This window comes from Mycobacterium sp. (assembly GCF_035633495.1).
Lineage (GTDB): Bacteria > Actinomycetota > Actinomycetes > Mycobacteriales > Mycobacteriaceae > Mycobacterium.
In genome coordinates this window covers 1-18433 of sequence record NZ_DASQEU010000108.1, presented here as the reverse complement: position 1 = coordinate 18433, position 18433 = coordinate 1, and the positions used below count along the sequence as shown (strand labels likewise).

21 protein-coding genes and 1 pseudogene are annotated in these 18433 nt (G+C 65.7%); 19 read left to right on the top strand and 3 right to left on the bottom strand.

Annotated features, from left to right (window positions below; translation table 11 throughout):
• Positions 1–136: 136 nt before the first annotated feature.
• The 3 genes from VET27_RS16595 (at position 137) to VET27_RS16585 (ending at position 3074) form a co-directional block, all read left to right on the top strand.
• Complete coding sequence (locus VET27_RS16595; RefSeq protein WP_526520027.1) at positions 137–1018, top strand: type IV toxin-antitoxin system AbiEi family antitoxin; 882 nt, start codon at positions 137–139, stop codon at positions 1016–1018.
• A gap of 105 nt (positions 1019–1123) precedes the next feature.
• On the top strand, positions 1124–1873 hold the full coding sequence (locus VET27_RS16590; RefSeq protein WP_526520026.1) for a deoxyribonuclease IV: 750 nt from the start codon (positions 1124–1126) through the stop codon (positions 1871–1873).
• Between the two features lie 100 nt (positions 1874–1973).
• Positions 1974–3074, top strand: a complete 1101-nt coding sequence (locus VET27_RS16585; protein WP_526520024.1) for a phosphatase PAP2 family protein — start codon at positions 1974–1976, stop codon at positions 3072–3074.
• Here VET27_RS16585 and VET27_RS16580 read toward each other — a convergent pair.
• A complete protein-coding gene (locus tag VET27_RS16580) occupies positions 3056–3397 on the bottom strand; it encodes a cupin domain-containing protein (RefSeq protein WP_526520022.1) in 342 nt (113 codons plus the stop codon). The two genes, VET27_RS16585 and VET27_RS16580, sit on opposite strands and share 19 nt — an antisense overlap.
• Positions 3398–3470: 73 nt before the next feature.
• On the opposite strand from VET27_RS16580, the gene VET27_RS16575 reads away from it, so the two are divergent.
• The 4 genes from VET27_RS16575 to VET27_RS16560 all read left to right on the top strand — a co-directional run bounded on the left by VET27_RS16575 (position 3471) and on the right by VET27_RS16560 (position 7631).
• A complete protein-coding gene (locus VET27_RS16575; RefSeq protein WP_526520020.1) occupies positions 3471–5099 on the top strand; it encodes an acyl-CoA dehydrogenase family protein in 1629 nt (542 codons plus the stop codon).
• Between the two features lie 88 nt (positions 5100–5187).
• Positions 5188–6126: an enoyl-CoA hydratase/isomerase family protein gene (locus VET27_RS16570; protein ID WP_526520018.1), complete on the top strand. Its 939-nt coding sequence runs from the start codon at positions 5188–5190 to the stop codon at positions 6124–6126.
• Positions 6127–6135: 9 nt separating this feature from the next.
• A complete protein-coding gene (locus VET27_RS16565) occupies positions 6136–6864 on the top strand; it encodes a PaaX family transcriptional regulator C-terminal domain-containing protein (RefSeq protein ID WP_526520016.1) in 729 nt (242 codons plus the stop codon).
• Positions 6861–7631, top strand: coding sequence for a crotonase/enoyl-CoA hydratase family protein (locus VET27_RS16560; protein ID WP_526520014.1), 771 nt, complete (start codon positions 6861–6863; stop codon positions 7629–7631). The genes VET27_RS16565 and VET27_RS16560 overlap by 4 nt, the downstream gene beginning before the upstream one ends.
• 3 nt (positions 7632–7634) lie before the next feature.
• Here the strand turns inward: VET27_RS16560 and VET27_RS16555 are convergent, their stop codons facing one another.
• Both VET27_RS16555 and VET27_RS16550 read right to left on the bottom strand, forming a co-directional pair.
• Positions 7635–8039, bottom strand: coding sequence for a DUF3060 domain-containing protein (locus tag VET27_RS16555; RefSeq protein WP_526520012.1), 405 nt, complete (start codon positions 8037–8039; stop codon positions 7635–7637).
• A gap of 2 nt (positions 8040–8041) precedes the next feature.
• Complete coding sequence (locus tag VET27_RS16550; RefSeq protein WP_526520010.1) at positions 8042–8419, bottom strand: DUF3060 domain-containing protein; 378 nt, start codon at positions 8417–8419, stop codon at positions 8042–8044.
• 79 nt (positions 8420–8498) lie between these two features.
• Between VET27_RS16550 and VET27_RS16545 the strand changes: the two genes are divergently transcribed.
• From VET27_RS16545 to VET27_RS16490, 12 genes and pseudogenes are all read left to right on the top strand, one after another.
• Positions 8499–8693 carry a hypothetical protein gene (locus tag VET27_RS16545; protein ID WP_526520065.1) on the top strand — a complete coding sequence of 65 codons (195 nt, stop codon included), beginning with the start codon at positions 8499–8501 and terminating at the stop codon, positions 8691–8693.
• A pseudogene (locus tag VET27_RS16540) lies at positions 8602–8862 on the top strand (DUF3558 domain-containing protein); the annotation flags it as partial. The gene VET27_RS16545 and the pseudogene VET27_RS16540, both read left to right, overlap by 92 nt.
• Positions 8863–8897: 35 nt before the next feature.
• Positions 8898–9509 carry a TetR/AcrR family transcriptional regulator gene (locus VET27_RS16535; protein ID WP_526520008.1) on the top strand — a complete coding sequence of 204 codons (612 nt, stop codon included), beginning with the start codon at positions 8898–8900 and terminating at the stop codon, positions 9507–9509.
• Positions 9510–9811: 302 nt separating this feature from the next.
• On the top strand, positions 9812–10186 hold the full coding sequence (rpsL, locus tag VET27_RS16530; RefSeq protein WP_029115763.1) for a 30S ribosomal protein S12: 375 nt from the start codon (positions 9812–9814) through the stop codon (positions 10184–10186).
• Complete coding sequence (rpsG, locus tag VET27_RS16525) at positions 10186–10656, top strand: 30S ribosomal protein S7 (RefSeq protein ID WP_526520006.1); 471 nt, start codon at positions 10186–10188, stop codon at positions 10654–10656. Before rpsL ends, rpsG begins: the two co-directional genes overlap by 1 nt.
• A 78-nt stretch (positions 10657–10734) precedes the next feature.
• Positions 10735–12837: an elongation factor G gene (gene fusA, locus VET27_RS16520; RefSeq protein ID WP_526520004.1), complete on the top strand. Its 2103-nt coding sequence runs from the start codon at positions 10735–10737 to the stop codon at positions 12835–12837.
• Positions 12838–12919: 82 nt separating this feature from the next.
• Positions 12920–14110, top strand: a complete 1191-nt coding sequence (gene tuf / locus VET27_RS16515) for an elongation factor Tu (protein WP_526520002.1) — start codon at positions 12920–12922, stop codon at positions 14108–14110.
• A 164-nt stretch (positions 14111–14274) separates the two neighbouring features.
• Positions 14275–15003: a PP2C family protein-serine/threonine phosphatase gene (locus VET27_RS16510; RefSeq protein ID WP_526520000.1), complete on the top strand. Its 729-nt coding sequence runs from the start codon at positions 14275–14277 to the stop codon at positions 15001–15003.
• Positions 15004–15081: 78 nt separating this feature from the next.
• Positions 15082–15945 (top strand): SHOCT domain-containing protein, encoded by an 864-nt coding sequence (locus VET27_RS16505; RefSeq protein ID WP_526520063.1) that lies wholly within the window; start codon positions 15082–15084, stop codon positions 15943–15945.
• A 143-nt stretch (positions 15946–16088) separates the two neighbouring features.
• Positions 16089–17183, top strand: a complete 1095-nt coding sequence (locus tag VET27_RS16500; RefSeq protein WP_526519998.1) for an amino acid permease — start codon at positions 16089–16091, stop codon at positions 17181–17183.
• On the top strand, positions 17150–17482 hold the full coding sequence (locus VET27_RS16495) for an amino acid permease (protein WP_526519996.1): 333 nt from the start codon (positions 17150–17152) through the stop codon (positions 17480–17482). Before VET27_RS16500 ends, VET27_RS16495 begins: the two co-directional genes overlap by 34 nt.
• A gap of 222 nt (positions 17483–17704) precedes the next feature.
• On the top strand, positions 17705–18433 hold a 729-nt coding region (locus VET27_RS16490; protein WP_526519994.1), incomplete at its 3' end, for an arginine deiminase.

The following is an 18433-nucleotide window of genomic DNA, read 5'->3' as shown; positions in this document are numbered from 1 at the left end:
AGCAGACGCAAAGGCCCCCGCACGCTTGGCGTGTCGGGGGTTTTTGCGTCTGGTGGGCAGTCCACAGAGGCGTTTCCATCCACAGATATCCGATCGGCGCTGGTGTTGATCGCGGCTTGACGTAACGCTCGACACCATGGACATCGACGAGACGTTCAGTGCCAATGGTGGTTTGGCAACGAGAGAACAGTTGCTGAATGTCATGTCGCGCAAGGTGCTAGCGTCCCGTGTTCGGACGGGCGCGATGGTTCGGGTGTGGCACGGCGTTTACGCCCCGTCGCCCCCGGACATCGTCGGACGACTCGCGGGGCTGGACTTGATGACGGGCAGGTCGATCGTCGCGTGCTCGAACACGGCCGCGAACCTGTACGGTTTCGACACCGAGAGCGACGGCCGAATCCACGTGCTTGATCCGACCGTACGCATGCGACCGTCCGCGACCCTTATGGTGCATCAACGGGTGGGTGCTCCGCTCCGCCGCATCGAGGGGCGACTCGCCACGGCGCCTGCATGGACCGCGATCGAAGTCGCACGCACCCTTCGCCGTCCGCGCGCGCTGGCCACGCTCGACTGCGTGCTACGGAGCGCAACGTGTTCGCGTGACGAATTGACGTCGACCGTCCGCGAGCAGAAGGGGCGCCGCGGCATCGTCAAGGTGCGAGAGCTCCTGTTCCACGCCGACGCGCGCGCAGAGTCTCCGATGGAGAGCGAGGCGCGCCTCGTCTTCATCGATGGCGGGCTGCCGCTGCCGGAGTTGCAGTACGAGATCGTCGACCGCTCCGGTCGGCTGTGGCGGGTCGACTTCGCATGGCCAGACGCAAAGGTGATTGCGGAGTACGACAGTGTGGACTGGCATGCGAATCCGGCGGCGTTCAAGCACGACCGGATAAAGACCGCCCGACTACAAGAATGCGGATGGACGGTGATTCCGATGGTGGTCGATGACATTCGGCGAACGCCGTTCGACCTGGTCGGTCGAATCTTCTATCACCTCGACCGCGCGCCGCTAGCTGGATGAGCAGACGGAAGATGTCCCGACGCAAGGCGATTTGGGGTGCTCTTGCTGGAGCCGCTTGCGGACTGCTCGGGAGAGGCGTCGGACGGCCGGACCTAGACTGGGCGCGTGCTGATCGGTTCGCATGTCCACGATGAAGATCCCCTCGCTGCTGCCGCGGCTGAAGGCGCCGAGGCGGTGCAATTCTTCCTCGGCAACCCGCAGAGCTGGAAGAAGCCGAAGCCCCGCGAGGACGCCGAGGTGCTGCGCGCGTCGAGCGTGCCGCTCTACGTGCACGCGCCCTATCTGATCAACGTGGCGTCGGCGAACAACCGCGTCCGCATCCCGTCGCGCAAGATCCTGCAGGACACCTGCGATGCGGCCGCGGAGATCAACGCGACGGCCGTCATCGTCCACGGCGGCCACGCCGACGACGACGACATGGACGCCGGGTTCGAGCGCTGGGTCAAGGCGTTGAACAGCCTGAAGACAGACGTTCCGGTGTATCTGGAGAACACCGCCGGTGGCGATCATGCGATGGCACGACACTTCGACACCATCGCCAGACTGTGGGATCGCATCGGCGACAAGGGAATTGGCTTCTGCCTCGATACCTGCCACGCGTGGGCGGCGGGCGAGGCGCTGATCGACGCCGTGGAGCGGATCAAGTCGATCACCGGTCGCATCGACCTGGTGCACTGCAACGACTCGCGCGACGCGGCGGGGTCGGGAGCCGACCGCCACGCCAACTTCGGCACCGGCCAGATCGACCCGCAATTGCTGGTCGCCGTCGTGAAGGCCGCAGACGCCCCCGTCATCTGTGAGACGTCGGACGAGGGGCGCAAGGACGACATCGCGTTCCTTCGCGAGAACGTCTGACGGAGCGTGAATCGCTAGCGAAATGCGTTCAAACGTCGGGCATCGCTCGGGTTAACTAGGATCATCGGGGACTCCACTCCGTCGTCTCCGAGAGGCCCGCGTGTCCGCTATCGACCAGTCGTCAATTGCGTTGACGCATGCCGAGGGTTCCACCGCGACGCGGGAGCGATGGCTGCAGATCGTGCGGTGGGCGGCGATCTCCGTCTGGGCGGGTGTCGTCGTGTATCGAACCGCCACCGATGGCTTTGCGTTCAATCGAGAGCTACTGCTGGTCTACATCTGTACGGGCCTCGCTGCCGCCAGCATCGGACAGGGGCGGCGCGTCCTCTACCTGGTGAGGGATTGGCTACCGTTCGCATTGGTGCTCATCGCCTATGACCTGAGCAGGGGAGCAGCGACGCTGATCGGGCGCCCGACGCTGTGGCAGTGGCAGGCCGATGCGGACCGCTGGCTCTTCTTCGGGACGATGCCGACGGTGTGGCTGCAGGAACGTCTGAAGCTGCCGCAACCGCCGTGGTGGGAGGTGGTCATCAGCTCCGTCTACATGTCGTTCTTCATTCTTCCGTACGTCGTGGCGGCGGTGTTGTGGATGCGCGACCGCGACGAGTGGAAGGCCTTCGTCCGACTGTTCGTGGGGCTGTCCTTCGCAGGCCTGGTGATCTACGCAGTACTGCCCGCGGCACCACCGTGGGCTGCCGCGCGCTGCACGGCCGGCGACGTCGCAGGCGGGCCGTCGAATCCGCAGTGCATGTTCGGATCGGCCCGCGGAGTGCCCGATGGGGGACTGCTCGGGGCCATGCAGGCCAATCACGACGGTGCGCACCTATGGGTCGAGCGCATCGTCGCGCGGGGCTGGGGCAACCTGAATCTTCACTCGGCGACGGCGCTGCTCGATCAGGGCCAGGCCAGCGTCAACCTGGTGGCGGCCATTCCATCGCTGCACGCAGGGCTGACCGCCGCGGTGTCGGCGTTCATCTGGACCCGGGTGCGCCCCAGGTGGCGCCCGCTGTTGGTGGCGTATCCAATGATCATGGCGTTCACGCTGGTGTACACCGCGGAGCACTACGTCGTCGACATCCTGCTCGGCTGGGCACTCGCGGCGGTCGTGGTGACCGCCCTGAACCGGTACGAGGCGCGACGGCGGCGGGAGCCCACCGACGCAGGCACCGATCCGGCGCTTCTTCAGCCCCCGGTGAGGTAGACCTTCCGCAAGGTCTCGGTCACCGTCCACACGGTCTCCGCGCCGGCGGAGAGGCGCACCACGTCGCCGGGTCCCAGGTACAGGGTGTCACTCCCGTCACCGAATTCGACGGTGGCCGCCCCCGAGAGCACGACGAACACCTCCTCGGCTTCGACGTCGTTCATCACCCCCGGCGTCATCTCCCACACGCCGACTTCGAGGCCGCCGAGCTCGTCGATGGCATCGGCCGCGGTGGTCGGCTCGCCACGGACGGACTGTTCGGACGGCACCGGCTCGTGATCGAGGGTGAGCGTCGCGGCATGTACGACGGAGTTGGGCTTCATGGGATCAGTATGCGAGACGGTGAGGCCCATTACGAGTCTTGTGCAGTTGTCGGGAAAATGTAACAGTAGTGGCATGCCAGACACGCACGTCGTCACCAATCAGGTTCCTCCGCTGGAGGACTACAACCCCGCGACGTCGCCGGTGCTCGCCGAGGCCCTGATCCGCGAGGGCGGGGAGTGGGGCGTCGACGAGGTCGCCGAGCTCGGCGCGTTGGCGGGGGGCGGCCAGGCCCAGCGCTGGGGTGAGTTGGCCGACCGCAACCAGCCCGTGCTGCGCACCCACGACCGCTACGGTCACCGCGTCGACGAGGTCGAGTACGACCCCGCCTACCACGAACTAATGAAAGTGGCGGTGGGCCATGGCCTGCACGCCGCGCCGTGGGCCGACGACCGCACGGGCGCCCACGTCGTGCGCGCCGCCAAGACGTCGGTCTGGACGCCGGAGGCGGGTCACGTCTGTCCCATCTCGATGACCTATGCCGTCGTCCCCGCGCTGCGCCACAACCCCGAACTGTCGGCCGTGTACGAGCCGCTGCTGACCAGCCGGACGTACGACCCCGAACTGAAGCTCCCGACCACGAAGGCCGGCCTCACCGCGGGCATGTCGATGACGGAGAAGCAGGGCGGTTCCGACGTCCGCGCGGGCACCACGCAGGCGACGCCGAACGGTGACGGCACGTTCAGCATCACCGGCCACAAGTGGTTCACCTCGGCCCCGATGTGCGATGTCTTCCTGGTCCTCGCGCAGGCACCCGGTGGCCTGAGCTGCTTCTTCCTGCCGCGAATCCTGCCCGACGGCACGCGCAACCGAATGTTATTGCAGCGCCTCAAGGACAAGCTCGGCAACCACGCGAACGCGTCGAGTGAGGTCGAGTACGACGGCGCGACGGCCTGGCTGGTCGGCGAGGAGGGCCGCGGTGTCCCGACCATCATCGAGATGGTAAATCTGACCCGGCTGGACTGCACCCTCGGCAGTGCGACCAGCATGCGTACCGGGCTGACCCGGGCGATCCACCATGCCCAGCACCGAAAGGCGTTCGGCGCGTACCTGATCGACCAACCTCTGATGCGCAACGTGCTCGCCGATCTGGCAGTCGAAGCGGAAGCAGCCACCATGCTGGCGATGCGGATGGCCGGTGCCACCGACGCGGCTGTGCGGGGCAACGAGCGTGAAACCCTGCTCCGCCGAATCGGTCTCGCGGCGGGCAAGTACTGGGTCTGCAAACGCGCCACCCCGCACGCCGTTGAATCGATGGAGTGCCTCGGCGGCAACGGCTACGTCGAGGAGTCCGGCATGCCGCGGTTGTACCGCGAGGCGCCGCTGATGGGCATCTGGGAGGGCTCTGGCAACGTCAGCGCCCTGGATACGTTGCGCGCCATGGCTACTCGACCCGAGTGCATCGACGTGCTGTTCGACGAACTGGGCCGCACCACGGGTCAGGACCCGCGCCTTGACGCGCACGTCGGCGGACTGCGCCCCCAACTCGAGGACGTCGAGACCATTCAGTACCGGGCCCGCAAGATCGCCGAGGACATCTCGCTCGCGCTCCAGGGCTCGCTGCTGGTGCGGTACGGGCACCCGGCGGTCGCGGAGGCGTTCCTGGCCAGCAGGCTTGGCGGTCAGTGGGGCGGCGCGTTCGGCACGCTGCCCACGGGACTGGACCTGTCGCCGATCATCGAGCGAGCGTTGGTCAAGGGATGACTTCTCCCGCCGAGCAGACGCAAATGTCTCCACAACGTCGGCGTGTCGGGCACCTTTGCGTCTGCTCGCGCAGAGGGATGGATCGCGCGTGACACACGCCATCAGGCCCGTCGACTTCGACGACTTGAAGACGATGACCTACGAGGTCACCGACCGGGTAGCCCGAATCACCTTCAACCGCCCCGAAAAGGGCAATGCGATCGTCGCCGACACTCCGCTCGAGTTGTCGGCGCTGGTGGAGCGGGCCGACCTCGACCCGAACGTCCACGTGATCCTGATCTCCGGCCGCGGTGCGGGCTTCTGCGCGGGTTTCGACTTGTCCGCCTACGCCGACGGCACGTCGTCCGCGGGTGGAACGGGGACCTACAAGGGCACCGTGCTCGACGGCAAGACCCAGGCGATCAACCATCTGCCCGATCAGCCGTGGGACCCCATGATCGACTACCAGATGATGAGCCGCTTCGTTCGCGGGTTCGCCAGCCTGATGCATGCCGACAAGCCGACGGTGGTCAAGATCCACGGCTACTGCGTGGCGGGCGGCACCGACATCGCACTGCACGCCGACCAGGTAATCGCGGCGTCCGACGCGAAGATCGGCTATCCGCCGATGAGGGTGTGGGGGGTCCCCGCCGCCGGCCTCTGGGCACACCGACTCGGCGACCAGCGCGCCAAACGCCTTCTGTTCACGGGTGATTGCATCAGTGGTGCCCAGGCTGCCGACTGGGGGCTCGCAGTCGAGGCGCCGGCGCCGGAGGACCTCGACGAGCGCACGGAGAACCTCGTCGCCCGCATCGCCGCCATGCCGGTCAACCAGCTGATCATGGCCAAGCTGGCGCTCAACACGGCGCTGTACAACCAGGGCATCGCCACCAGCCGCATGGTCAGCACGGTGTTCGACGGCGTCGCACGGCACACGCCCGAGGGGCACGCGTTCGTCGCCGAAGCCACCGCGCACGGTTTCCGCGAAGCGGTGAAGGCACGCGACGAGCCCTTCGGCGACGCGGGTCGCAAGACGTCCGGGGTCTAGATGGCGACCATGGCGCTCACCCGGCTGACGGCGCGATCGGTGGTGCTCAGCGTGTTGCTCGGCGCCCACCCCGCCTGGGCTTCGGCGAGCGAACTGGTCAGGCTTACAGCCGATTTCGGCATCAGGGAACCGACGCTGCGGGTAGCCCTGACGCGGATGGTCGGTGTCGGTGACCTGGTGCGCTCCGCGGACGGCTACCGGCTCTCCGACCGGCTACTCGCACGGCAGACGCGCCAGGACGAAGCACTGGACCCGAAGCTGCGCCGGTGGGGTGGCACGTGGACGACGCTGGTCATCACAAGCGTCGGCATCGACGCCAGAACGCGCGCGGCGCTGCGAACGACGTTGCACGACAAGCGATTAGCCGAACTCCGTGAGGGCGTGTGGATGCGTCCCGCGAACCTCCACCTGGAGTTGACCGACGGCCTGCGGGGTCGGGTTCGGGTGCTGCACGCCCGTGACGAGGACCCCCCCGGCTTGGCGGCAAACCTCTGGGATCTGCCCGGCTGGGCGCAGACCGGACACCGCCTGCTCGACGACATGTCCGGCGCCGCCGACGTACCGGCCCGGTTCGTCGTCGCTGCGGGCATGGTGCGTCACCTGCTCGCAGATCCCGTGCTGCCGACCGAACTGCTGCCCGGCGACTGGCCGGGTCCCGCTCTGCGGTTGGCCTATCACGACTTCGCCGCCGAACTGGTGGCGCGACGCGACGACACCCAATCTCTGGAGGCGACATGACTAGCACAGGCGGCGTTCGGGTGGAACGCAACGGCCCCGTCACCACGGTCATCATGAACCGGCCCGAAGCCCGCAACGCGGTCAACGGTCCGGCTGCCGCGGGCCTCTTCACCGCGTTCGACGAGTTCGACCGGGACGACTCGGCGTCGGTCGCGGTGCTCTGGGGTGACAACGGAACCTTCTGTGCGGGAGCGGATCTCAAGGCCTTCGGCACACCCGACGCGAACCCCGTCCACCGCACCGGGCCGGGGCCGATGGGCCCGTCGCGAATGACGTTGTCCAAGCCCGTCATCGCCGCGGTCAGCGGGTTCGCAGTGGCGGGAGGGTTGGAACTGGCGCTGTGGTGCGACATGCGGGTGGCCGAGGAGGACGCCGTCTTCGGCGTCTACTGCCGACGGTGGGGAGTACCGCTGATCGACGGTGGCACGGTGCGTCTTCCGCGGCTCATCGGGCACAGCCGCGCGATGGACCTCATCCTCACCGGCCGCACTGTCGACGCGGGCGAGGCGTTGGCGATCGGACTGGCCAACCGTGTCGTGCCGCGCGGTCAGGCCCGCGGGGCCGCCGAGGCCTTGGCCGCCGAGCTCGCGGCGCTGCCCCAACAGTGCCTTCGGGCCGACCGGCTGTCCGCACTCGACCAGTGGGGCATGTCGGAGAACGACGCGATGGACGTCGAGTTCGGCAGCATGTCCAAGGTCGCGGCCGAATCACTGGCCGGGGCTAGGCGATTCGCCGACGGGGCGGGACGGCACGGCACCAGGGCGTGACGGTCAGCCCTTCCTGATGGAGTTCCCCGACCCGGTGTCGTTGACCGTCGGGTCGCCGTCGGAGTACGTAACGGTGTTGTTGAGGCCGACGACGCTCAGACCCTTGTCGATCTTCTCGAACGTGATCTTGTTGTCGGCGCCGCCGATGTTCACGTTGGCGCACGTGCCCTTGACGGTCAGGGTGTTGTTGGAGCCGCCGATGGTCAGCGACTTCCCGTCAGCGCAGTCGATGTCGGCGGTCGTCCCGACCGATCCGTAGTTGATGGTGTTGGCGATCTCGACCTGCACACCGGACGTCCCCGCCGTCACCGTCGGCGAGTTGGAGTCCGAACTGTTCGACCCGCAGCCGGCGAGGCCCATCGCGCCAACGGCGGCCAGCGCTGCCAACGGACCGACGAACGCGCGCATGACTATGCGGGCACCCGGTCGATGCGATTCGTCATGCCTAGTTCACGGCCCCTGTCTAAGAGATACGGGTCGCCGCCGTGGAACAGGACCGTCTGATCGCCCCCGTAGACCGTGATGTCGTTGATGACGTTGTCCGCGACCACGATGTTCGACGAACCCTGAACCGAGACGCCCCAGCACGTGCCGACAGCCGTGATGTAGTTGCCGGTGCCCACGATGATGAGGGCGGACTCGTTGCAGTCCAGCGTCTGGGTGATGCCCTGGCCGGTGATGTGCGTGTCACCGTTCTTCGCCTGCGCAGACGGAAGTCCGATGCAGAACGGGACGGACACGGCAGGCGCTCCCGCCGCCAGCGAAGTGCCACACGTCCTCCAACCCACGGTGATCCCCCTCGCGTCGCGGCCTCGATTCTCCTGCAGGACTCTACGTTGCCGAGCGTTCCGCTGACACCACTTCGCCGTGTGTCAGTACCTCCCGACGGCGGACGAGGGCCTCGTCGACGTCGTCTTCTCCTGGTTCGACAAGGGCACCCTCGACCGCGAACGCAGCCTCGCCAACGAGTATCTCGACGTGGTGGTACCGCGGCAACGACCTCGACACCTAGCGGTCACTCGAGCAGAACGCGGGCCGCACCCTGACCGAGATGGCGGTTGACGGACACAAGGGTTTCAAGGCCTATGACGACAACGCACGCAGCATCGACGTGGCCAAGGGCAGCGACGTCATCACCTGTTCGGTGCAGACGGTGAACCCCGGCATGCTGCCAGATCTGTGCTCGATCACCGAGACGCTCGCCCAGCTCAGCCAGGACAGAGTTAACTGAACGGTCGTGATGGCCTGGGGCTAGAGTGATGCCCCATGGCAGCTCGGTCGGACTCGACATCCGGCACGAGCCGACCGCGGAACCCAGCCAGGGCCACGAAGCTCAGCCGCGACGCCATCGTGAACGCCGCGCTGACGTTCCTCGACCGGGAGGGCTGGGACGCGCTCACCATCAATGCCCTGGCGATGCAGCTCGGCACGAAGGGGCCGTCGCTGTACAACCACGTCGACAGCCTCGAGGATCTGCGCCGGACGGTGCGCATGCGCGTGGTCGACGACATCATCGGGATGCTCAACACGGTCGGGGACGGGCGCACCCGCGACGACGCCGTGGTCGCGATGGCCGGGGCCTACCGCAGCTACGCCCACCACCACCCCGGCCGCTATTCGGCCTTCACGCGGATGCCCCTGGGTGGCGACGATCCGGAGTACACCGAGGCCACGCGTGCGGCGGCCGAGCCGGTGATCGCGGTCCTGACGTCGTACGGACTCGAGGGTGAGAACGGGTTCTTTGCGGCGCTGGAGTTCTGGTCGGCCCTGCACGGTTTCGTGCTTCTGGAGATGACCGGCGTGATGGATGCGATCGACACCGACGCCGTGTTCACCGACATGGTGCTGCGGCTGGCGGCCGGCATGGAGAGGCGCTGAAAGACGCCGAAAGGCCCAGCTCGGGGGCGGCTCCGACGCGCTTTGACCTGCGCCCCCGCGGACAGGTATCGTAGACGATCGTGCCTGGCCGATAGGGCGCTTGGGGCTGTGATGCCCGCAAGCAAGCCTGCACGCCGGGCCAATTCGCATGTCCACGACGCATCGACGAGATTCGGTGCGAGGGCGCGTGCGACACACCCGGCCGCGGGGTAACGGGGCAGGGCGTAACCGCAGTACACAGACTTGTGCAGGACCGCAGTAACAGAAGAGCAGTAACGAGAAGCAACACAGAAAGCCGGTACATGCCAACCATCAACCAGCTGGTCCGCAAGGGTCGCCGGGACAAGATCGCCAAGGTCAAGACCGCGGCCCTCAAGGGCAGCCCACAGCGCCGCGGCGTGTGCACCCGCGTGTACACCACCACCCCGAAGAAGCCGAACTCGGCACTTCGCAAGGTCGCACGCGTCAAGCTGACCAGCCAGGTCGAGGTCACCGCCTACATCCCCGGTGAGGGCCACAACCTGCAGGAGCACTCGATGGTGCTGGTGCGCGGTGGTCGTGTGAAGGACCTCCCCGGTGTGCGGTACAAGATCATCCGCGGCTCGCTCGACACCCAGGGCGTGAAGAGCCGCAAGCAGGCCCGGAGCCGCTACGGCGCCAAGAAGGAGAAGAGCTAATGCCGCGCAAGGGCCCCGCACCCAAGCGGCCGCTGGTCAACGACCCGGTCTACGGTTCGCAGCTGGTCACCCAGCTCGTCAACAAGGTTCTGCTGGACGGGAAGAAATCCCTCGCCGAACGCATTGTTTACGGAGCGCTCGAACAAGCCCGTGAGAAGACCGGTACCGATCCGGTCGTCACGCTGAAGCGTGCTCTCGACAACGTGAAGCCGGCGCTGGAGGTCCGCAGCCGTCGCGTTGGTGGCGCCACCTACCAGGTTCCCGTCGAGGTCCGCCCCGAGCGGTCCACCACGCTGGCCCTGCGCTGGCTGGTGAGCTTCTCGAAGCAGCGCCGGGAGAAGACCATGGTCGAGCGCCTGGCGAACGAGCTCATGGACGCGAGCAACGGCCTGGGTGCCGCCGTCAAACGACGCGAGGACACTCACAAGATGGCCGAGGCGAACCGGGCCTTCGCGCACTACCGCTGGTGATTGCAGCCGGCGGCTGGGCAGAGCCGACCGCCGGTCGCACATCAACAACCAACAAGCAAGAAAGAGTGGGAAGACGCCGTGGCACAGGATGTCCTGACCGACCTGACCAAGGTCCGCAACATCGGCATCATGGCGCACATCGATGCCGGTAAGACGACGACGACCGAGCGCATCCTCTACTACACCGGTATCAGCTACAAGATCGGTGAGGTGCACGACGGCGCCGCCACGATGGACTGGATGGAGCAGGAGCAGGAGCGGGGTATCACCATTACCTCGGCCGCTACCACCTGCTTCTGGGACGGCAACCAGATCAACATCATCGACACGCCCGGGCACGTCGACTTCACCGTCGAGGTGGAGCGCAGCCTGCGCGTGCTCGATGGCGCCGTTGCCGTGTTCGACGGCAAGGAAGGCGTGGAGCCGCAGTCCGAGCAGGTCTGGCGTCAGGCCGACAAGTACGACGTGCCGCGCATCTGCTTCGTCAACAAGATGGACAAGGTCGGCGCGGATTTCTACTTCACCGTGCGCACCATCGAGGAGCGCCTCGGCGCCAGGGCGCTGCCGATTCAGCTGCCCATCGGTTCGGAGGGCGACTTCGAGGGCATCGTCGACCTGGTCGAGATGAAGGCCAAGGTCTGGCGTGGCGAGACCAAGCTCGGTGAGACCTACGAGACCATCGACATCCCGGCCGAGCTTCAGGAGCAGGCCGACGAGTACCGCACCAAGCTGCTCGAGACGGTCGCCGAGACCGACGAGGCACTGTTGGAGAAGTACTTCGGTGGCGAAGAACTCACGGTCTCCGAGATCAAGGGCGCGATTCGCAAGCTGACCGTCAACTCCGAGATCTACCCGGTGCTGTGCGGCAGTGCGTTCAAGAACAAGGGCGTTCAGCCCATGCTCGACGCCGTGATCGACTACCTGCCCTCGCCCCTGGACGTCGAGTCCGTGACCGGACACGTACCGGGCAAGGAAGACGAGTTGGTCATCCGCAAGCCGTCGACGACGGAGCCGTTCTCGGCGCTGGCGTTCAAGGTTGCCACCCACCCGTTCTTCGGCAAGCTCACCTACGTCCGCGTGTACTCGGGCAAGGTCGACTCCGGCGCCCAGGTCGTCAACGCGACCAAGGGCAAGAAGGAGCGTCTGGGAAAGCTGTTCCAGATGCACTCCAACAAGGAGAATCCGGTCGAGACGGCCGCAGCCGGTCACATCTACGCCGTGATCGGTCTGAAGGACACCACCACCGGTGACACCTTGAGCGATTCGCAGCAGCAGGTCGTGCTCGAGTCGATGACCTTCCCCGATCCGGTGATCGAGGTGGCCATCGAGCCCAAGACGAAGAGCGACCAGGAGAAGCTGTCCCTGGCGATCCAGAAGCTCGCCGAGGAAGACCCGACCTTCAAGGTCCACCAGGACTCGGAGACCGGCCAGACCGTCATCGGCGGCATGGGCGAGCTTCACCTCGACATTCTGGTCGACCGCATGCGCCGCGAGTTCAAGGTCGAGGCCAACGTCGGCAAGCCGCAGGTGGCCTACAAGGAGACCATCAAGCGCAAGGTCGAGAAGGTCGAGTTCACGCACAAGAAGCAGACCGGTGGCTCCGGCCAGTTCGCGAAGGTTCTCGTCAGCATCGAGCCGTTCACCGGCGAAGACGGCGCGACCTACGAGTTCGAGAACAAGGTCAGCGGCGGCCGCATCCCGCGCGAGTACATCCCGTCGGTGGATGCCGGCGCGCAGGACGCCATGCAGTACGGCGTGCTCGCCGGCTACCCGTTGGTGAACGTCAAGCTCACCCTGCTCGACGGTGCCTACCATGACGTCGACTCTTCGGAGATGGCGTTCAAGATTGCCGGTTCCCAGGTGCTGAAGAAGGCTGCGGCGCAAGCTCAGCCGACCATTCTGGAGCCCGTCATGGCCGTCGAGGTCACCACGCCGGAGGATTACATGGGTGAAGTGATCGGCGACCTGAACTCCCGCCGTGGTCAGATTCAAGCCATGGAGGAGCGCAGTGGTGCCCGCGTCGTGCGGGCGACTGTGCCGCTGTCGGAGATGTTCGGCTACGTCGGAGACCTTCGGTCGAAGACCCAGGGCCGGGCGAATTACTCCATGGTGTTCGACTCCTACGCCGAAGTTCCGGCGAACGTGTCGAAGGAGATCATCGCCAAGGCAACGGGACAGTAGTCTCGGCGCCTGGCGGCGACCACACAACTGAAAACAGACACACCTTTAAACAAGCACCAACAAAGTCCAGGAGGACACAGAAGTGGCGAAGGCGAAGTTCGAGCGGACGAAGCCGCACGTCAACATCGGGACCATCGGTCACGTTGACCACGGCAAGACCACGTTGACCGCAGCAATCACCAAGGTTCTGCACGACAAGTACCCGACGTTGAACGAGTCGCGCGCATTCGATCAGATCGACAATGCACCCGAAGAGCGCGAGCGCGGCATCACCATCAACATCTCGCATGTTGAGTACCAGACCGAGAAGCGTCACTACGCGCACGTCGACGCCCCCGGCCACGCGGACTACATCAAGAACATGATCACCGGTGCCGCCCAGATGGACGGCGCAATCCTGGTGGTCGCCGCGACCGACGGCCCGATGCCCCAGACGAAGGAGCACGTGCTGCTCGCTCGTCAGGTCGGCGTGCCCTACATCCTGGTCGCGCTGAACAAGGCCGACATGGTCGACGACGAGGAACTCCTCGAGCTCGTCGAGATGGAGGTCCGCGAACTGCTGGCCGCCCAGGAGTTCGACGAGGAAGCCCCCGTCGTGCAGGTCTCGGCGCTCAAGGCGCTCGAGGGCGACCCGAAGTGGGTCAAGTCGGTCGAGGACCTCATGGACGCCGTCGACGAGTCGATCCCGGACCCGATTCGCGAGACCGACAAGCCCTTCCTGATGCCCGTCGAGGACGTGTTCACGATCACCGGTCGTGGCACCGTGGTCACCGGTCGTGTCGAGCGCGGCGTGGTCAACGTCAACGAAGAGGTCGAGATCGTCGGCATCAAGCCGACCGTCACCAAGACCACCGTCACCGGCGTCGAGATGTTCCGCAAGCTGCTCGACCAGGGCATGGCGGGCGACAACGTCGGCCTGCTGATCCGTGGTGTCAAGCGTGAGGACGTCGAGCGTGGCCAGGTCGTGGTCAAGCCCGGCACCACCACGCCGCACACCGAGTTCGAGGGCAGCGTCTACATCCTGTCGAAGGAAGAGGGCGGCCGTCACAAGCCGTTCCTGTCGAACTACCGTCCGCAGTTCTACTTCCGTACCACGGACGTGACCGGTGTCGTGACGCTGCCGGAGGGCACCGACATCGTGATGCCCGGCGACAACGTCGACATCACGGTCAAGCTGATCCAGCCCGTCGCCATGGACGAGGGTCTGCGGTTCGCGATCCGCGAGGGCGGCAAGACCGTCGGCGCAGGCCGCGTCACCAAGATCATCAAGTAGGCTCCGCCTACGGCGATCATCCAAGTGATCTGACGCTAGTCGCGAAGCGGCGCTCACCCGAAAGGGTGGGCGCCGCTTTCGTATTCGGGCCCGAGTTATCGGGTGCTCCCGTCTACGATGAGCGTGCTGAGCAGGAGAATCGGAAAGGGTGGTGCGGATTGTCCGTGATCAACGTGCGCGCGTTCACCGACGTCGGTCTGGTGCGCAAGCGCAACGAGGACGCCATCCTGGTCGCCGGTTGGCTCAGCCAGACGCGCGAAGGGTCGCTCGTCACAATGGATTTCGCGCCGGCCGCGCCCTTCGTGTGCGCCGTTGCCGACGGCATGGGCGGCCATGTCGGTGGTGATCTTGCGAGTCGCGTGGCGCTCACCGTCATCTCCGAACGTTCGCTCGAATGGCGCACCGACGAGGACGTGGCGGCGACCCTGATCGACACCAACGAGCAGGTGCGGGCGGTCGGCATGGACGCCGACCTGCAGGGGCTGGGCACGACGGTCGCCGGGCTGTGCATCACCGACGACGGGATCATCATCTTCAACGTCGGCGACAGCCCGGTCTTCTCGATCACCGACGGCGTGCTCTCGCAGATCTCGATCGACGACTCTGTGTTCGACTCCAACGGCAGGCCGACGAACATCATCACGCAGTCGCTCGGTCAGTTCCCGCCGGTACAACCGCATCTGACGGTGCTTCCGCTTCAGGCCGGGACGTACCTGATGTGCTCGGACGGAGTCAGCGGGGTGATGACGCCCGAGGACCTGCAGGCGGCGGTCCTGCAGTCCGACCTCGACGACCTTGCGACCGACATCATCGCGACGACGCGCGAGAAGGGCGCCCACGACAACTTCTCGTTCATCATCGTCGAGATCCCCGATCTCTGCGAGGCGAACTGAGCGGCGCAATCGGGCCGATTTCGCCCGGTTGGCGTTAGTCTGACCTGCGAACCGCCCGGTTGACGAGGGAGCGTGGCAATGGTGGGCCGATACGTCAAGGCGCAGCTGATGGTGCTGCTGTGCGGCGGGCTCGTCGGCCCGATCTTCCTCGGTGTGTACTTCGCGCTCGGCAAGGCCACGCGACCCTACATCGAGTGGATGTTCTGGGTCGGTCTGCTGATCACCGCCGCCGACGTGCTGATCGCCATCGCGCTGACCAACTTCGGCGCAAAGTCCGCTGCCAAGACCCAGATGCTCGAGGCCGGCGGCGTGCTGGCGCTCGCGCAGGTGACGGCCATCGGCGAGACGGGCACCAGGATCAACGACCAACCGTTGGTGAAGATCGGACTGCACGTCGAGGGGCCGGGGATCAGGCCCTTCGACGCCGAGGACAGGGTCATCGCGTCGGTGACGAGGCTGCCGTTGATCACCGGCCGCAAATTGGTGGTGCTCGTCGACCCCGCCACGAACGAATATCAAATCGATTGGAACCGAAGCGCTTTGGTGGGCGGAATGATGCCCGCTCAGTTCACGCTCGCGGAGGATGGCAACCGGACCTACGACCTGTCGGGCCAGGCGGGTCCGCTGATGGAGATCATGCAGATCCTCAAGGCCAACGGGGTGCCGATGAACGGGACCATCGACATCCGGTCCAACCCGGCGGTGCGTCAGCAGGTCATGAGCGTGGTCCGGCGTGCCGCCGCGCAACAGGTTCCTCCCGCGGCGCACATGGCGGCGCCCCCCGTCGATCCGGCGGCGCCGTACGTGCCACCGCCGATGCCCGCTGCAGCCGAGCCGTCGACCGCTCAGCGTCTGCAGGAACTGGAGACGTTGCGCGCGATGGGTACCATCTCCAACGCCGAGTACAGCGCCAAACGGCAGCAAATCATCTCAGAACTCTGATAGCCGGTCGTCTCCGGGCTCGTGGGCCGTTGCGAATGGCTCACGGTGAATGCCGTACGGCGCAGGTGCTTTTGGTAACAAAGTTGACCTTTGCGCGACGGTGAAGTCGCTGTTGTTTTCAGTGAAGTCAATATCCGGCGCGGGTGAACGCGGTCGCGGTGGCAGAGATGCAGGGATCGCCGACGACTCGGGCGCCGTCGCTTCTCGATGCACTACTCCATCTGCTCGCCCTGGCCATCCTGATCGCGTCCGCGCTGGCACTGTTCGGCATGGCTGCCCTCGACGGGCCCATCCAGGTGGCCCTCGTCGTGTGCTGTGCCGTCGCGAGCCTGATCGCGCTCAAGAACGGCCACAGATGGACTGCCGTGCAGGAGGCGGGCCAGGGCGCGCTCTCGTCGATCACCAGCGACCTGTTCATCCTGCTCGCCGTCGGAGCCCTCATCGGGACGTGGAACCTATCCGGCACGATCCCGACTCTCGTCTATTACGGGATTCAGATGCTGTCGCCGGGCTACTTCTACGTGGCTACCGCCGTGATCTGCGGCGTGGTGGCGTTGTCCATCGGAAGCTCGTGGACCACTGCGGGAACCATCGGCGTCGGCGTGTGCGGGCAACACTCCTACTGGGTGGTGATCATGACGACTGCGAGCGCGCTCTTTCCCGGGCTCGGTGCGGGGGACACGGCCATCGCGGTCATCGTCTCGTCGATCGGGGTGTGGCTGTTCGTCTACCTGATACTCCAGGGGGTGAAGGAAGCGGCGGTGATCAACCAGATCGCCACGGTCGCCAAGATCGTCCCGATCCTGGTCTTCATCGTGATCGCGGCGATCGCACTCAAGGCCGACATGTTCGCCGACAACTTCTGGGGAGGCGACGACCGCAGCTTCTCGTCCGTCTTCGAGCAGGCCAAGGGCACCATGCTCATCACCGTCTTCGTGTTCCTCGGAATCGAGGGTGCGAGCGTGTACTCGCGGTTCGCCCGCAAGCGCGAGGACGTCGGGCGCGCCACCATCATCGGATTCCTCAGTGTGCTCAGTGTTTTCGCTCTTGTGACGCTCCTGCCATACGGCATCCTCCCGCAGGGTGAGCTGGCCGGAGTGGCGCAGCCGTCGATGGCTTCGGTGCTGGAATTCATTGTGGGACCGTGGGGATCGGTAATCATCAGGGTCGGTGTCGTTCTGTCGGTCCTGGGTGCGGACCTGGCGTGGACCCTCATGTCCACCGAGACCTCTACATAGCGACCAAGACCGACGACATGCCACGGTTCCTCGCCCGCACCAACGCGAAGGGCGCACCGGTGGCCGCACTGGTGATGGCCGCCGGTCTGATCCAGCTGTTGCTGATCATCTTGATGTTCGCCTCGGACGCGCTCGACTGCATGTTGGACCTGACGGCCTCGTTGTCCCTCATCCCCTACCTGCTCGCGGCCGGCTACATGCTCAAGTTCACTGCGACTCGCGAGACGTACGAGACCGGCAAGTCTCTCATTCGCGACATGGCCATCGCGGCGGTGGCGACCGCCTACACGGTGTTCTGATCTATGCGGCCGGTCCAGACAAGCTGCTGTTGTCCTGCATCCTCTATGCCCCCGGGTGCCATTCTCTACGTGATCGCGCGCAGGGAACGCAACCTTCCGTTGTTCCGCCCGGCAGAGGCCGTGTTGTTCGGGATCATCGTCCTGGGTGCAGTCGCCGGCGTCGTGTCGTTGGCTACCGGCGCCACTGAGACTCAACGAGATTCAGTATCGAGAGGACCCACCGTGACCAACCCGTCCGCCGCCTACGGCGTTCATTCCGAAGTCGGCAAGCTGCGCAAGGTGCTGGTGTGTTCACCGGGTCTGGCGCACGAACGCCTGACCCCGACCAACTGTGACGATCTGCTGTTCGACGACGTGTTGTGGGTGCAGAACGCGCGACGCGACCACTTCGACTTCACGGACAAGATGCGCGACCACGACGTGGAAGTCGTCGAATTGCACAATCTGCTCACGGAGACGGTCACCATCCCAGAGGCGAGGACCTGGCTGCTCGATCTCAAGATCGTGCCGAACGAGGTCGGCCTCGGCCTCGTCGACGACACGCGGTCCTTCCTCGATTCGCTGGAGCCCCGCCGGCTGACCCAACTGTTGATCGGTGGCATGTCGACGCGTGACCTGCCCGCCGAGTTGACGTCGGGCTATCGCGCTCTGGCCCGGGAAGCCAACGGCGTCAACGAGTATCTGATGCCGCCGCTGCCCAACACGCTCTACACGCGCGACACCACCTGTTGGATCTACGGTGGGCTGACGCTCAACCCGCTGTTCTGGCCTGCCCGCCACGACGAGACGCTGCTGATGAAGGCGATCTATGAGTTCCATCCGGACTACGTCGGATCGAAGGTCTGGTGGGGTGATCCCGAGGAGTCGTGGGGGATGTCCACGATCGAAGGCGGTGACGTCCTGGTGCCGGGCAACGGCGTCGTCATCATCGGGATGAGCGAACGCACGTCG

Bases quoted from the DNA above. Each gene is read 5' to 3' on its own strand.
- VET27_RS16555 (WP_526520012.1), bottom strand. From the start codon at position 8,039: ATGCGCGCGTTCGTCGGTCCGTTGGCAGCGCTGGCCGCCGTTGGCGCG.
- VET27_RS16580 (WP_526520022.1), bottom strand. From the start codon at position 3,397: ATGAAGCCCAACTCCGTCGTACATGCCGCGACGCTCACCCTCGATCAC.
- VET27_RS16595 (WP_526520027.1), top strand. From the start codon at position 137: ATGGACATCGACGAGACGTTCAGTGCCAATGGTGGTTTGGCAACGAGA.
- VET27_RS16535 (WP_526520008.1), top strand. From the start codon at position 8,898: ATGGCAGCTCGGTCGGACTCGACATCCGGCACGAGCCGACCGCGGAAC.
- VET27_RS16575 (WP_526520020.1), top strand. From the start codon at position 3,471: ATGCCAGACACGCACGTCGTCACCAATCAGGTTCCTCCGCTGGAGGAC.
- VET27_RS16560 (WP_526520014.1), top strand. From the start codon at position 6,861: ATGACTAGCACAGGCGGCGTTCGGGTGGAACGCAACGGCCCCGTCACC.
- VET27_RS16565 (WP_526520016.1), top strand. From the start codon at position 6,136: ATGGCGCTCACCCGGCTGACGGCGCGATCGGTGGTGCTCAGCGTGTTG.
- VET27_RS16505 (WP_526520063.1), top strand. From the start codon at position 15,082: ATGGTGGGCCGATACGTCAAGGCGCAGCTGATGGTGCTGCTGTGCGGC.
- rpsG (WP_526520006.1), top strand. From the start codon at position 10,186: ATGCCGCGCAAGGGCCCCGCACCCAAGCGGCCGCTGGTCAACGACCCG.
- rpsL (WP_029115763.1), top strand. From the start codon at position 9,812: ATGCCAACCATCAACCAGCTGGTCCGCAAGGGTCGCCGGGACAAGATC.